16 protein-coding genes are annotated in these 12,932 nt (G+C 54.8%); 11 read left to right on the forward strand and 5 right to left on the reverse strand.

Going from position 1 to position 12,932, the window contains the following annotated elements:
- Nucleotides 1–257 precede the first annotated feature (257 nt).
- Nucleotides 258–1,799, forward strand: coding sequence for a bifunctional pantoate--beta-alanine ligase/(d)CMP kinase (locus tag RHJ02_RS12490; protein ID WP_302677365.1), 1,542 nt, complete (start codon nucleotides 258–260; stop codon nucleotides 1,797–1,799).
- Between the two features lie 58 nt (nucleotides 1,800–1,857).
- Nucleotides 1,858–2,211 (forward strand): hypothetical protein, encoded by a 354-nt coding sequence (locus tag RHJ02_RS12495; protein WP_302677364.1) that lies wholly within the window; start codon nucleotides 1,858–1,860, stop codon nucleotides 2,209–2,211.
- Between the two features lie 44 nt (nucleotides 2,212–2,255).
- On the opposite strand, the gene RHJ02_RS12500 is transcribed toward RHJ02_RS12495, so the two are convergent.
- Nucleotides 2,256–2,477, reverse strand: coding sequence for a DUF4327 family protein (locus tag RHJ02_RS12500; RefSeq protein WP_024123956.1), 222 nt, complete (start codon nucleotides 2,475–2,477; stop codon nucleotides 2,256–2,258).
- Nucleotides 2,478–2,745: 268 nt separating this feature from the next.
- Between RHJ02_RS12500 and RHJ02_RS12505 the strand changes: the two genes are divergently transcribed.
- From RHJ02_RS12505 to recF, 4 genes are read left to right on the forward strand one after another with little or no spacing between them, the layout of a single operon-like run.
- A complete protein-coding gene (locus RHJ02_RS12505) occupies nucleotides 2,746–3,954 on the forward strand; it encodes a M20 family metallopeptidase (protein WP_302677363.1) in 1,209 nt (402 codons plus the stop codon).
- Nucleotides 3,955–3,961: 7 nt separating this feature from the next.
- Nucleotides 3,962–4,615 carry a response regulator transcription factor gene (locus RHJ02_RS12510; RefSeq protein ID WP_302677362.1) on the forward strand — a complete coding sequence of 218 codons (654 nt, stop codon included), beginning with the start codon at nucleotides 3,962–3,964 and terminating at the stop codon, nucleotides 4,613–4,615.
- A gap of 47 nt (nucleotides 4,616–4,662) precedes the next feature.
- Entirely contained in the window at nucleotides 4,663–5,151 is a 489-nt protein-coding gene (locus RHJ02_RS12515; RefSeq protein WP_302677361.1) for a DUF427 domain-containing protein, read from the forward strand.
- Nucleotides 5,152–5,161: 10 nt separating this feature from the next.
- Nucleotides 5,162–6,301: a DNA replication/repair protein RecF gene (gene recF / locus RHJ02_RS12520; protein WP_302677360.1), complete on the forward strand. Its 1,140-nt coding sequence runs from the start codon at nucleotides 5,162–5,164 to the stop codon at nucleotides 6,299–6,301.
- Here recF and RHJ02_RS12525 read toward each other — a convergent pair.
- Together RHJ02_RS12525 and RHJ02_RS12530 are read right to left on the reverse strand one after the other, a co-directional pair.
- The gene (locus tag RHJ02_RS12525; protein WP_206200443.1) at nucleotides 6,240–6,626 is read right to left on the reverse strand and encodes a hypothetical protein; all 387 of its coding nucleotides are present in this window, start codon (nucleotides 6,624–6,626) and stop codon (nucleotides 6,240–6,242) included. The two genes, recF and RHJ02_RS12525, sit on opposite strands and share 62 nt — an antisense overlap.
- A 7-nt stretch (nucleotides 6,627–6,633) precedes the next feature.
- Nucleotides 6,634–6,939: a cell division protein SepF gene (locus tag RHJ02_RS12530; RefSeq protein WP_149821405.1), complete on the reverse strand. Its 306-nt coding sequence runs from the start codon at nucleotides 6,937–6,939 to the stop codon at nucleotides 6,634–6,636.
- 237 nt (nucleotides 6,940–7,176) lie between these two features.
- On the opposite strand from RHJ02_RS12530, the gene RHJ02_RS12535 reads away from it, so the two are divergent.
- The 5 genes from RHJ02_RS12535 to RHJ02_RS12555 all read left to right on the forward strand — a co-directional run bounded on the left by RHJ02_RS12535 (nucleotide 7,177) and on the right by RHJ02_RS12555 (nucleotide 10,388).
- Nucleotides 7,177–7,953: an energy-coupling factor ABC transporter permease gene (locus tag RHJ02_RS12535; protein WP_225901591.1), complete on the forward strand. Its 777-nt coding sequence runs from the start codon at nucleotides 7,177–7,179 to the stop codon at nucleotides 7,951–7,953.
- Entirely contained in the window at nucleotides 7,946–8,251 is a 306-nt protein-coding gene (locus tag RHJ02_RS12540) for an energy-coupling factor ABC transporter substrate-binding protein (RefSeq protein WP_206200444.1), read from the forward strand. Before RHJ02_RS12535 ends, RHJ02_RS12540 begins: the two co-directional genes overlap by 8 nt.
- Nucleotides 8,252–8,258: 7 nt before the next feature.
- A complete protein-coding gene (gene cbiQ, locus RHJ02_RS12545; RefSeq protein ID WP_310743127.1) occupies nucleotides 8,259–9,047 on the forward strand; it encodes a cobalt ECF transporter T component CbiQ in 789 nt (262 codons plus the stop codon).
- 1 nt (nucleotide 9,048) lies between these two features.
- Entirely contained in the window at nucleotides 9,049–9,909 is an 861-nt protein-coding gene (locus RHJ02_RS12550) for an ABC transporter ATP-binding protein (RefSeq protein WP_310743128.1), read from the forward strand.
- A gap of 116 nt (nucleotides 9,910–10,025) precedes the next feature.
- On the forward strand, nucleotides 10,026–10,388 hold the full coding sequence (locus RHJ02_RS12555; protein WP_206200447.1) for a response regulator transcription factor: 363 nt from the start codon (nucleotides 10,026–10,028) through the stop codon (nucleotides 10,386–10,388).
- A gap of 2 nt (nucleotides 10,389–10,390) precedes the next feature.
- On the opposite strand, the gene RHJ02_RS12560 is transcribed toward RHJ02_RS12555, so the two are convergent.
- Both RHJ02_RS12560 and RHJ02_RS12565 read right to left on the reverse strand, forming a co-directional pair.
- Entirely contained in the window at nucleotides 10,391–11,653 is a 1,263-nt protein-coding gene (locus tag RHJ02_RS12560; protein ID WP_310800283.1) for a phospholipid carrier-dependent glycosyltransferase, read from the reverse strand.
- A 1-nt stretch (nucleotide 11,654) separates the two neighbouring features.
- Nucleotides 11,655–12,809 carry an HhoA/HhoB/HtrA family serine endopeptidase gene (locus tag RHJ02_RS12565; protein WP_302678466.1) on the reverse strand — a complete coding sequence of 385 codons (1,155 nt, stop codon included), beginning with the start codon at nucleotides 12,807–12,809 and terminating at the stop codon, nucleotides 11,655–11,657.
- Nucleotides 12,810–12,932 lie beyond the last annotated feature (123 nt).

Below are 12,932 nucleotides of genomic sequence, written 5' to 3' on the forward strand. Positions count from 1 at the left end.
TGGCAAGTACAGAGAAACGAAGGTACCTGAATTTTAGAAAACCTGCCCCCAAGATTAAAGCCCTTGCAACAAATGTACAAACTTTGGTTAGAAAAAGCGGGCACGGGCATTGGACAGCCCTTTTCTAACATTGGGATCCACCAAACCCGCCTCTCTGATCGTGGCTTTCAGAAGCTGGCGTGTCTTCTCTCGGTGTGAAAAGGGCTGTAATATGACAGATTGTATCAAAACTGCACCGATCGCCCCCGAAGCACTCTATGGGTAAGTTTTACCGTTTGACCACCACGGCGGGTTTACAGGCTGCCCTTGGCACATTACCTCCCGCAACCACCCTTGGTTTTGTGCCGACAATGGGGGCACTGCATGGGGGGCATGCCGCCTTGATCCAGCGGGCACGGCAAGAGTGTGATGTGGTCGTTGTCAGTATTTTTGTCAACCCGCTTCAGTTTGGCCCCCAAGAGGATTTGGAGCGCTATCCCCGTGCCCTTGAGGCGGATACGGCGCTTTGTCAGCAGTTAGGGGTGGATCTGCTCTTTGTGCCCAGTGTGGCTGAACTGTATCCAGCGGGGATGGAGAGTCTCACGGTAGTTGAGCCACCAAGGGAGTTAACGGAACGCCTCTGTGGGCGATCGCGCCCCGGCCATTTTCGCGGGGTAGCAACAATTGTGCTGAAGCTCTTGCACTTGGTGCAGCCCGATCGCGCCTATTTTGGCCAAAAGGATGCCCAGCAGTTAGCAATTATTCGCCGCTGTGTGGCGGATTTGAATCTGGACGTGGAGATCATTGGCTGCCCCATTGTCCGCGATGCCGATGGCCTTGCCCTCAGTTCCCGTAATCAATACCTCAGTGCAGGCGATCGCGCCACCGCCTTAGCCCTAAGTCAGAGCCTAGAGGTAGCCACCACCGCCTTCCGTCAGGGCTGCTTTGAAGCTAAGCAGCTATTAGAGCAGGTGCACCACCATCTGCGCCAGTTTCCCCAGTTGCGCCTCGACTATGCCGAATTGGTGCATCCCCAGACCCTAGTGCCCTTGGAACGCATTGAGACCGTGGGGCTATTGGCGATCGCGGGTTGGGTGGGGCAAACGCGCCTCATTGACAATTGCCTATTGGATCGCCGCCTGCCGATTCTGGCTGTGGATGGCCCTGCCGGCGCGGGGAAGTCAACCGTGACGCGACTGGCGGCTCAAGCCCTAGGGTTGCAGTACCTTGACACCGGTGCCATGTATCGAGCGGTAACTTGGTGGTGCTTGGACAATAACATTGATCTCAGGGATGAGCCAGCCGTCGTAGAGGCGATCGCCCATTGTCAGTTGCGTCTTGAGAGCAGCGATCCCCCTCAACCCACACGGGTGTGGATCAACGATTGCGAGGTCAGCCAAGCGATTCGTTCCCTAGAGGTGACGCAGCGAGTGTCCCAAATTGCCGCCCTGCGGGGTGTGCGACGACTCATGGTACAACAACAGCGGGCGATCGGAGCCAATGGGGGCATTGCTGCCGAAGGTCGTGATATTGGTACCCATGTCTTTCCCGAGGCAGGCTTGAAAATTTTCCTAACGGCCTCGCCCGAAGAGCGTGCCCAGCGCCGCTGGCAGGAGTTACAACAACAAGGACAATGCGACCTCTCCTACGAGGAATTGCTCGCTCAGATTACCGCTCGCGACACAGCGGATCAGCAACGCACCTACGCCCCTTTTCGCAAAGCTGCCGATGCCATAGAAGTCTGTACGGACAACTTGGGGATCGATGAGGTGGTGAGTAAAATTGTCCATCTCTACCGCAGTCGCTTTCCTCAACCTTGATGAGCAAGGGAGATTTCCCGTACAGTAGCAGAGGAGAGTTCACGCCGAGCACATTTCTATGGATCGCAATCCCCTCGATCTTGTACAACAACTCTACTACACCGGTATTGGAGCGGCGGCTGCTGCCATTGAATCCCTACAGGATGAGGCCAAGCGCCAAGAATACCTGACGCAACTGCGGGTGGATGCCCGCCAATTGGCCACCGTCTGTGCTGAGAAAGGCCGCCTCACCGAAGCGCAAGCACGGGAACTGATTCAAGCCTTCATTGCCCAACAGCAGCAATCCTCTTCGACCCCTGAGCCTGCTCCTCGCGAGAGTGCTGACTTAGCCGCAGATATTCAAACGCTTCTCGAAACGCTGCGCGCCATTCGCCAAGACCTACAGCAGGATTCGCAGGCACCCACGTCCTAGGATTTGCGCATTATTGGGAAGTCGGTGCCCTGAATGATGGCTCTTTAGTCGTTGTCCCAGCACTCACGGCCAATGAGGTCGCCAATGCGATCGCGCAGCATAAAATCACAGCGCTCTAGCTCTGCCTCAATGAGGGGCCACTCCCGAACGGGCACAAACTGGCAGAGAGTGTAAATGGGCTGCTGCCGACTCACCACACCTTTGGCCACCAGTCGTCGTGCTTCATCTTTGACGAGTTCGATGGAGTATTGAAGGGATTGAACCATAACATCCTCGTTTGGCTGAAGAGACCCTAGGATTCAGAATTGGCAAAGTGTAATATCCAATACTGAACTATTTTAACTTTTGCCCTAGGGAGCTACCTGTCATAATAACAAATGTTTCCTAAGTCAGGGGGTTCTGACCAAAAAATCCTACTACTGGTGGAAGCGAGTGGCGCGTCACCTGTTCTTGAGGTTACATTGACTGTCACTGCCCCAGAGCATCGTTTATCCTAGAGAAAGGCAATGCTAAACAAAATCTAAAGACTGCCCCATGGCTTTCCATCTTCCCCAATTGAGCTGCCAACTGCGTCCAGAGGTGGCTGCCCTCCAAACCGAACTTGTGCAGTGGCGACGCTATTTGCACCAACGACCAGAATTGGGCTTTCAAGAACACCTGACGGCGGCCTTTGTCAGTGAGAAACTACGGCAATGGGGCATTCAGCATCGCACGGGTATTGCGGAAACGGGAATTGTGGCCGTGATTCCAGGAGCGCGACCGGGGCCAGTGCTGGCGATTCGCGCCGATATGGATGCGCTGCCAGTGCAGGAGGAAAACGATAAGCCCTACCGCTCTCTCCATGAGGGGAAAATGCACGCCTGCGGGCACGATGGTCACACAGCGATCGCCCTTGGGACTGCGAAATACCTTGCTGAGCACCGCGATTTTGCTGGTACGGTCAAAATCATCTTTCAACCAGCGGAAGAAGGCCCCGGTGGGGCTAAACCCATGATTGAAGCGGGAGTTCTCGATGCCCCGAAAGTGGATGGCATTATTGGCCTGCACCTCTGGAACTTTCTGCCCGTTGGTACGGTGGGGGTGCGTAGTGGGCCGTTGATGGCGGCAGCGGAATTCTTTGAGTGTGAAGTACACGGCAAGGGGGGACACGCCGCTTTACCCCAATTTACGGTGGATACGGTTCTCGTTGTTGCCCAGATCATTACGGCCTTGCACACTATCGTCTCGCGCAACGTGGATCCCCTAGAGACAGCGGTGATTTCCGTGGGGGCAGTACATGCGGGCACCGCCAAGAACGTGATTGCCGATACCGCGACCTTTCGGGGAACAGTGCGATACTTTAAGCCAGAGTTGGGGGACTGGCTACCCCAGCGCATTGAACAGGTGATTGCGGGTATCTGTCAGAGTCATGGCGCCACCTATGACTTTCGCTATGAGCGGATGTATCCCCCCACCGTCAACGATGCCAAGATGGCGAAATTAGTGCGCTCTGTTGCTGAATCGGTGGTTGAGGTGCCGGCTGGGGTCACGTCCCACTGTCAAACCATGGCGGCGGAAGATATGTCATTTTTCCTGCAAGCGGTTCCGGGTTGCTACTTCTTTTTGGGGTCAGCCAATGGCACACTGGGGTTAGATTTTCCCCACCATCATCCCCGCTTTGACTTTGACGAAACTGTTTTAAGTATTGGGGTTGAGCTGTTTGTCCGCTGTGTGGAGAAATACTGTGGTCTAGTGGAGACCTAAATTTCCTATGTCCCTCACGGTACTCATTGCCGATGATGATCCCGGCATCCGCCTGTCGGTGAGTCACTTTTTGGAATCCGAAGGGTACTGTTGTCTGACGGCGGGAGATGGTGCCCAGGCCCTCGAAATGATCCACCGCTATCAGCCCCATCTGCTGATTACGGACATTGCCATGCCCAACATGAATGGCTATGAGTTGGTGCGGCAGGTGCGCCAGCATCCCTCATTGCGCTTACTACCAGTAATTTACCTCACCGCACGCACAGAACTAGAAGAGCGGATTCGCGCCTATCGCACCGGGGGCGATGTCTATCTCTCCAAGCCCTTTGACCTCAATGAGTTGGCAGCGGTGGTGCGTAACCTGTTGGATCGGGCACAACTGGTACAAATGGAGTGGCAGCAACGACAGCAACCCTTTGCGGCGCCGAAAACACGAACCCTCAGCGTTGATCTCACTCAACGGGAAAAGGAAGTGCTAGGGTTACTCGTGGCAGGACTCTCCAATGCCCAGATTGGCGATCGCCTGCACTTGAGCGCCCGAACGATTGAAAAGCACGTCAGTAGCCTCTTTCAAAAAACAGCGGTTCACAATCGAGCTGAGCTGGTGCGACTGGCCATTGAACAGGGCTTGGTGGAGCGACAAACCAGTTCCCAAGCTTGAGCCATAGCTGTTACCGTCAAGGAAGAGTGTTGAGGAACTGAAACCCGATGCAACGGATTCCCCCTGCCTCCGGCCAAGAATCGGTTTGGGACTATCCCCGTCCGCCCCGTGTTGAACCCACCTCAAAACACCTGCGGGTGGTCTTTAATGGTGTGGTGATTGCCGACACCCAGCGGGGACAGCGGGTACTAGAAACCAGTCATCCCCCAGTGTATTACTTTCCGCCAGAGGATGTACAGGCGCAGTATCTGGTGCCCTCAGTACGGCAAACCTTTTGCGAGTGGAAAGGACAAGGCGCCTACTACCATGTCAAGGTGGGCGATCGCCAAGCGGATAATGCAGCCTGGTACTATCCCAAACCTACCCCTGCTTTTGCGCCAATCTGCAACTACATTGCCTTCTATGCTGCTTTGATGGATGAATGCACCGTGGATGGTGTGGTGGTGATTCCGCAACCGGGGGGCTTCTATGGCGGCTGGATTACTCCGGACATTGTCGGCCCGTTTAAGGGGGCACCGGGGACTTGGGGCTGGTAAGGGCTGCTAAGTGTTTCTCAAATCACTCCATCTGCGCCACTTTCGCAACTACAGCGAGCAATCGGTGACGTTTGCTGCGCCAAAAACCATCGTCGTTGGGGACAATGCCCAAGGCAAGTCCAATTTGCTAGAGGCTGTGGAGTGGCTGGCCACACTGCAATCCCATCGCACCCATCGCGATCGCGACCTTATTCAGCAGGGACAAGAGAGTGCCCAAATTGAAGCCACCCTAGAGCGCCAAGGCGTCCCCCTTGATCTGGCGGTGAGTTTGCGCCCCCTCGCAGGCCGTGTCCTACGGGTGAATGGCTGTACCGTTAAGCGCACGGCGGAATTTCTGGGGCAACTCAATGCGGTGGAATTTTCCTGCTTGGATTTGGAACTGGTGCGGGGCACACCGGCCATTCGCCGCAACTGGTTGGATCGGATTTTGGTGCAATTGGAACCCCTCTATAGCCAACTGCTGCAAACCTACCAAAAAGCCCTGCGCCAACGAAATGCTCTCCTCAAACAGGCCGGCAGCCAAGGATGGGATGAAACCCTCTGGCAGGCATGGAATCAGCAATTGGTGATCAATGGCACTCGCATTATCCGCCGCCGACAGCGCCTCATTGAACGCTTGGCTCCCTTGGCACAGGATTGGCATCGCGTGTTGAGTGGCGATCGCGAGACACTCACCTTGACTTATGAGAGCCATGTGCCCCTTGGGGATGGCACTTCTGAAGTGATTGTGGCTGCCTTTAATGAGGCCTTGGCCGCTCGCCGCACTATTGAACTGCTGCAAAAAACCAGTCTGGTGGGACCGCACCGTGATGATGTGGGCTTGTGCCTCAATGAGCAAAGTGCCCGTCAATTTGCTTCCCAAGGGCAGCAGCGCACGCTGGTATTGGCGTTGAAACTGGCGGAACTGGCTCTTGTGGAAAGTGTGGTGGGCGACACTCCCCTTTTGTTGTTGGATGATGTCCTCGCCGAATTGGATTTGCAGCGGCAGGGAATTTTATTAGAGGTGATGGGCGATCGCTACCAAACGCTGATTACCACCACCCACCTTGCCCCCTTTGCCACCCCTTGGCGGCAACAAGCACAAATTCTTAAGGTGACGGCGGGGACGATCGCAAGCGTGCCTGACACTGCTGCTGAAACCAGTGACTAATCTGGGAAACGGTTAGCTCAGCAATGGGCACCCCCTCCCTTGCAGCAATTTGCCGCAGTTGCTTGAGGGCACTGATTAAAATTTGGCCATACCATGTCATAAACCCCCCTTGGCGCTGCTCCTCCGCTTGCAACTGGGGATCGGCAGCAACAAGTTCATAGACTTGGGCTTCCGTCAGGTCTTCGAGGGGGTTTCCCTCAGTCTTAGCTCGCAAATAGCGCTGGGCATACACCGCCACTCGAATAGCAAAGCGATCTGCGGCCGGTAAGAGCAGTTGATCAATCTCTTGACACTCACTGACGGTGAGCAGATCTGCAGGATTCATGAACGGCTTAGGCCAGTCCAGCGGGTGTCGGTGCTGCTGTGGATTCTTGGATATTAATCACGTTGGGCGTAAAGAGAAAGACCCCATCCCCAAGGCGCGATTGATGGCCATTGATGGCATAGGTGCTACCAGCGGCAAAATCAGAAATGCGCTGTGCCTCGGTGACATCGAGGTGCTCTAGGTTGAGAATCACTGCCTTGTCAGCCCGCAGCGCTTGAACGATCAGGGTCGTATCACTGAGGGACTGCGGCTTGATCACCACTACTTCATAGCCACTACTCAAGGAATGACCAAAGGCAGTCAGTTCACTCATGACAACTCCCCCCTGGGAACATAGCAACAGTACCTACGATTCAATAATGACATTAGACTGCATCCTGTTATACCGACTACATCAAAATTTATGCAAATTCCAGCCTTACAGTCTTGGCACTGCGTGAATTTTTGAGCAGGCATAGCTCTTTCTAATATCGGTTGCAGCCCCCACTGGGCATAGGCAAGTTACTGGTTGCGCACTAGAATAGGCGCACTTAGGTTTAGGACTATCTCAATGATCAAACGTAGCCAAGCGAAGCGATATGGCTCCCTTGGGGCGATCGCCCTTCTGAGCGCGTATCTCGTGGTCGCGAGTCCTCACCCCGCCTTGGCGATGCACATTAGCGAGGGGTTTTTGCCCCTTGGCTGGGCAGTGGGCTGGTGGCTGGTTTTTTTACCCTTTTTGGCATGGGGACTATGGGCACTGCGACAACAGATTCAACAGCAACCAGAGTCAACCCTGCTGATTGCCTTAGCCGGTGCCTATGCCTTTGTCCTCTCCTCGTTGAAGATTCCTTCCGTTACGGGTAGCTCTTCCCATCCGATGGGGATTGCCTTGGGAGCCGTTCTCTTTCGGCCACCGCTGATGGCCGTGCTGGGGACATTGGTGCTGCTCTTTCAAGCCCTGCTCCTTGCCCATGGCGGCCTGACCACCCTAGGCGCTAATGGCTTTTCGATGGCGGTGGTGGGACCTTGGTTGGCTGGGTTGACCTATTGGGGGATGTCCCGTGCCACGGCTAAGCCAGCGATCGCGATTTTTAGTGCTGCTCTGATCAGTAACTTGGCCACCTACTCGGTGACTTCTTTACAATTGGCATTGGCCTTTCCCGATAGTATGGGTGGGGTGGCGACGGCTTTTGCCAAGTTTGCGGCGCTGTTTGCTGTGACGCAGATTCCCTTGGCGATCAGTGAAGGGTTACTCACGGTGTTGGTGTGGAACTGGTTGACCACGTATTGCACAGCCGAATTGCAAACCTTAAAACTCTTGCCTGGAGGGGAATCCAATGAATAAAAAAACAGTGGCCTTCCTATTGGGCGGCGCAATTCTTTTAAGTACACTTCCCTTACTGCTGGTTAAGGGTGACTTTGAAGGTGCCGATGCCCAAGCCGAAGCGTTAATCAGCGAGGTGGCACCAGACTTTGAACCTTGGGCAGAGCCATTGTTTGAACCGCCCAGTGGTGAGATTGAATCCCTGCTGTTTGCTGTGCAAGCAGCTCTGGGGGCGGGGGTCATGGGGTTTATCTTGGGTCAGTACCGCGAACGCCATCGCCAAAGGGCAACCGCTGCCTCAAAATCGCAACAGTCCTGAGCAGTCAATGCACCATCACCTCGATACCTATGCCTATACCAATGGTCTGCGGCATTTGCACCCTGAACAAAAGTTGATTTTTGCGATCGCCAGCCTGTTATTGACGTTTTTTGCTCGCCCCCTTGTCCAGAGTTTGCTTTGGCTGTGGCTGAGCCTTTGGATTCTCGGCTATGCCCGCATTCCGTGGCGGGTTTATTTCACCCTCATAGCCACAGTTGCTGCGTTTTGGCTGGTGAGTTTGCCAGGGTTAGTGGTGCAAATCATCCCGACGGAGACTTTACGGGCTTCGGGGCAAGTGGTTCTCAGTGACATCTCCCTAATGGGCTGGTCGTTCTTTATCAGTGCCGAGAAATTGCACCAAGGCTTAACCCTAGGACTGCGGACAATGGTTGCCAGCACCTGTTTACTATTGATTTTATTGACGACCCCCTTTCCAGCCCTGTTGAGTGTGGCCGAGCGCTGGCGGGTTCCCCATTTCATCCTCGATATTCTGATGTTGATGTACCGCTATATCTTCACCCTCTTAGAAACCGCTTTCACGCTGCAATTGGCGCAGCGGGCACGGGGCGGCTATCAACGGCGATCGCGCTGGCTCGTTAGTGTGAGCCTGTTGGCGGCTCAACTCCTGCAGCAGTCTCTGTACCGCTATGAACAGGTGAACCTTGCCCTGCTCAGTCGGGGCTTTCAGGGGCAGTTTCGGGTATTGCGTCCCCAGTCCTATGCCTATTCGCAACGGTATGGCCTTGAAATCGTCATTGGTGGCGGTGCCCTCATTCTGCTGAATGCAATCACCTGAGATGTCTGTGCCGCTACTGGAATTTCATCAGGTTGGCTTTCGCTATCCCAATACCACTACCCCCGTGCTGCAAAACTGCTCCTTTACCCTAGAGGCGGGACAGAAAGTTGCCCTTTTGGGGCTGAATGGCTCAGGCAAATCAACGCTCTTTTATCTGACAGCGGCCCTCTATCGGCGCGATCGCGGTGAAATTTACTGGCAAGGGCAACGGCTCGTCCATCAACCAGAGCGACTGCGGCAGTGGCGTCAACGCATTGGCTTGGCCTTTCAAGACCCCGAACAGCAACTGGTGGCAGCCACCGTGGCGGAGGATATCTCCTATGGGCTGTACAACTTAGACCTACCCAGCGCCGAAATCGAAGCGCGTTTGTACCAAACCCTAGAGGACTTTGATTTAGTGGAGCTTGCCGATCGCCCCCTGCATCATTTGAGTTTGGGGCAAAAACGGCGGGTGGCACTGGCTGGAGTAATGGCCTTAGCACCGACGCTATTACTGCTCGATGAACCCACCACCTATCTCGACTATCAGCAGCGGCAGCAACTGGAGCAGGCCCTAGAGAACATTCACCAGCAGGGAACCACGATTATGATTGCCACCCATGATCTTGATTTTGCCTATGGCTGGGCCGACTGGATTATGGTGCTGGTCAATGGTCAGGTCACCGTGAGCGATCGCGCTTCCCATGTCTTTGGGCAGTGGCCGACCCTTGCCCCTGAATTGGGAACGCCTACCCTACTGCACCTGTGGCAACAATTTCCGCCCTTTTGGCGTCGCCAGCGACCCTTGCCCCGCACCCCCTTAGCCTTGAGTCAAGAATTGGCTGCTCTCTTTCAGGAATTCCAAAGGAGCGATCGCCCCTAAAGACCAAGGTGCCGATGTTCAGGACTCCGGTGAAAATGATAAGCTAGGCGATGGGTAGAATATCCAACTGTTCACTAATTACCAGCGTATTATTTGCGGCATCAGGCAGAACCTTTATGGCCACAATTATGGTTGTTGATGACAGCCCCACCCTGCGGGCAATGATTGTTCAGCTGATGAAAGAGCAGAACTATGACGTTGTTGAGGCTGAGGATGGTATCGAAGCCCAAGAAAAGATCAAGGCTCAATGTCCTGATTTGGTGATTCTGGATGTGGTGATGCCGCGCATGAATGGTTACGAACTGTGCCGCTGGATTAAGGGTGAAGCGGCTTGCCAAAGTGTGCCCGTGATCATGTGCACCACCAAAAGCGAAGAGTTTGATATTCACTGGGGTAAAAAGCAGGGGGTGGATGCCTACATCACCAAACCCTTTGATCCTGCAGAACTCATTGCCACTGTTAAACAACTCCTAGGATAGTCCTAAATCCAAGACGGCAACCACATCCGCCTCAAAAAGTCTTGGGGCGTCAGGGGTAGTCCTAAATACAGGGGGAGCCAGTAGAGGAAGCCCCCAACAACCACCCCTAGGACGGCAATGCCTGCCCAGCGTGCCCAAGCTCCCCAATCGTGGCTGGCTTCCCAGAGCAAGGCCAAGGCCATAAAGCTATAGAGGGCAGCGGGGAGGTAGTGATAGATAAAGACACAGCGGCTCACCAGTGCCCAGGGCAAGAGATTGGCAGCATAGTTTAAGAGCACAAAACGGCCTGCGGTTGTCGTCAATCTAAGGGGGATAAGAGCCAACGTGGCCAAGGTCCCCAGCCACAGAAGAGGGGGATTAAAGAGGGCATAGACGGCATAAACCCATTGGGTATCTGCCGGTGGTAGGGGCGGGCCAATGACGGGCACGAATTCACTGAGGGTTTGCACCCGCTGAAAAAAGTAGCTCATGGGGCGCAGCAGGAGCGGCCAAGACCACCACGGCGAACAGTAGGGATGGGCAGTACTGGCCACACTGCGGTGAAAGTTAAACATTTGGCGATGGAGGTCAAGTAGGCTCTGGTGGGGATGAAACTGGAGATGGGGTAGCCAGAGCAGGGTATAAACCACAAAGGCGACAACGGGGAGTAGCAGGCACATCTGCCACCACTGGTAAGTGGTCTTCCATTCAGCAGGCAGCGGTAACCTCTGCTGGAGAAGCCAGAAAAGCCCTACCCCCAACAGGAATCCCAAGCCACTCCACTTCACTGCCCCACAGGCGCCAAAGGCAATGCCTGCGGCCATCAGCCAGAGCGATCGCGCACTTCCTTGGTAGCGCAACCCCCACAGCCAGAGAATCTGTGCCACCACACCCAAAAGCACAAGGGAGATATTGATGAGAGCATAGCGAGACTCCACCAAAAAGAGGCCATCGAGGGCAACAAAGAGTCCCGATAGCAGTGCCACTCGCGATCGCCGCGTCAGGAGATAGGCCAACACCGCCACTGCTATGGGAATCAGTGATCCCATCAGGGCATTCAACCAGCGATAGCCCCAAGGGTGAAAGCCGCCCCCCAGCCAGATGCTCAGGGCAATCAGGTATTTTCCCAAAGGCGGATGGGCATCAAAGAAAGGAACCCCGGCGAGATAGTTGCGGCCAAAGCGGGCAAAATAGACCTCATCAAATACCAGTGTGGGAAAGCGAGTCAGCCCCCAAAAGCGGGTGGCAAGGGCAAAGAGCCACAGCAGCAGTAGCCCCAAGGGCATCCTAAGCCGCTCCCTGCAACTCCGCTGTCCGCACCGCAATCCGTTGGCTGCGATCGCCCCGTTGAACGGTCAGGTTGAGAACTTGCCCCACAGCGGCACTATCAACAATCCCCTGCAACTGATCGGCACTGGTAATCGGTTCCCCATCCACGGCTGTAATCACATCCCCCCAGCGCAGACCAGCTTTTGCGGCCGGTGTATTGGGCAACACTTGCAGGACAAGAACGCCATTGACCTCTGGCAGAATCACTGGTGAGTTGGGATTAGCATTGTTTTCCTTGGCCATTGCTGGCGTGAAGGTGGTCATTTGAATGCCAATGTAGGCGTGTTGAATTTTTTCACCGCGAATCAGGCGCTCTTGCAGGGCTTTGGCCTTATTAATTGGAATCGCGAAGCCAATCCCCATGGCATCGGCACGAATGGCAGTGTTAATGCCAATCACTTCCCCCTCTTCATTGAGCAAAGGCCCCCCAGAATTGCCGGGGTTGATGGCCGCGTCCGTTTGAATAAAATCAAGGCGCTTATCGGGGATACCCACTTGGGCGCTGGAACGGTGGAGTGTACTGACAATGCCCAATGTGACGGTGTTATCAAGGCCAAGGGGATTCCCGACGGCGATCGCCCAATCCCCCACTTTCACGTCACTGGAATTGCCGAGGGGCGCAGTGGGTAGGGGTTCGGTGACCCCTTTGAGTTTGACAATCGCTAGATCAGATACCTCATCCACGCCGCGCACTTCTCCCTCAAAGACCCGGCCATCCTTGAGGCGCACCGTCACCGTATCTGCTTGACTCACCACATGGGCGTTGGTCATGACAATGCCACTGGGATCAATGATGAACCCCGACCCCTGACCCCGCAGCCGATCCTCTTGGGGGGGCAAGGCTAAACCGGGGAAAAATTGGCGAAAGAAGGGATCACTCAAGAGGGGATCCGCTGGGCGCACAATCGTGCGTTCGGTATCAATGCGAACAACCGCATCGCCAACCCGCTCCACTGCGGCTGCCACAAAACTATGGTGAGCTGCTGCTGCCCACACCGGTGTACCGCTACTGAGGCACCAAACAAGAGCAAGGCCAAGGCAGCATTTGAGGGTCTGCTGAAGCAAATGGGCAAGGCGTTTCATCATTGGTGGCCTAAAGCGCAACAGAGTCATTTCTGATTGTATCGAAGCCCCCCCTCTGGCTGTGAATCCAAAGCACAAATCTGCATAGGAGGGGAATGTCCCTCAGAACAAGAATCAATGTCACAATCGTAAAGGTATTCAAGTTTAGGGGCA

Origin of the sequence: Thermosynechococcus sp. TG215, assembly GCF_031583455.1 — a bacterium.
Taxonomy (GTDB): Bacteria; Cyanobacteriota; Cyanobacteriia; order Thermosynechococcales; family Thermosynechococcaceae; genus Thermosynechococcus.

Bases quoted from the DNA above. Each gene is read 5' to 3' on its own strand.
- RHJ02_RS12490 (WP_302677365.1), top strand. From the start codon at position 258: ATGGGTAAGTTTTACCGTTTGACCACCACGGCGGGTTTACAGGCTGCC.
- RHJ02_RS12495 (WP_302677364.1), top strand. From the start codon at position 1,858: ATGGATCGCAATCCCCTCGATCTTGTACAACAACTCTACTACACCGGT.
- RHJ02_RS12500 (WP_024123956.1), bottom strand. From the start codon at position 2,477: ATGGTTCAATCCCTTCAATACTCCATCGAACTCGTCAAAGATGAAGCA.
- RHJ02_RS12505 (WP_302677363.1), top strand. From the start codon at position 2,746: ATGGCTTTCCATCTTCCCCAATTGAGCTGCCAACTGCGTCCAGAGGTG.
- RHJ02_RS12510 (WP_302677362.1), top strand. From the start codon at position 3,962: ATGTCCCTCACGGTACTCATTGCCGATGATGATCCCGGCATCCGCCTG.
- RHJ02_RS12515 (WP_302677361.1), top strand. From the start codon at position 4,663: ATGCAACGGATTCCCCCTGCCTCCGGCCAAGAATCGGTTTGGGACTAT.
- RHJ02_RS12525 (WP_206200443.1), bottom strand. From the start codon at position 6,626: ATGAATCCTGCAGATCTGCTCACCGTCAGTGAGTGTCAAGAGATTGAT.
- RHJ02_RS12530 (WP_149821405.1), bottom strand. From the start codon at position 6,939: ATGAGTGAACTGACTGCCTTTGGTCATTCCTTGAGTAGTGGCTATGAA.
- RHJ02_RS12535 (WP_225901591.1), top strand. From the start codon at position 7,177: ATGATCAAACGTAGCCAAGCGAAGCGATATGGCTCCCTTGGGGCGATC.
- RHJ02_RS12540 (WP_206200444.1), top strand. From the start codon at position 7,946: ATGAATAAAAAAACAGTGGCCTTCCTATTGGGCGGCGCAATTCTTTTA.
- cbiQ (WP_310743127.1), top strand. From the start codon at position 8,259: ATGCACCATCACCTCGATACCTATGCCTATACCAATGGTCTGCGGCAT.
- RHJ02_RS12550 (WP_310743128.1), top strand. From the start codon at position 9,049: ATGTCTGTGCCGCTACTGGAATTTCATCAGGTTGGCTTTCGCTATCCC.
- RHJ02_RS12555 (WP_206200447.1), top strand. From the start codon at position 10,026: ATGGCCACAATTATGGTTGTTGATGACAGCCCCACCCTGCGGGCAATG.
- RHJ02_RS12560 (WP_310800283.1), bottom strand. From the start codon at position 11,653: ATGCCCTTGGGGCTACTGCTGCTGTGGCTCTTTGCCCTTGCCACCCGC.
- RHJ02_RS12565 (WP_302678466.1), bottom strand. From the start codon at position 12,809: ATGACTCTGTTGCGCTTTAGGCCACCAATGATGAAACGCCTTGCCCAT.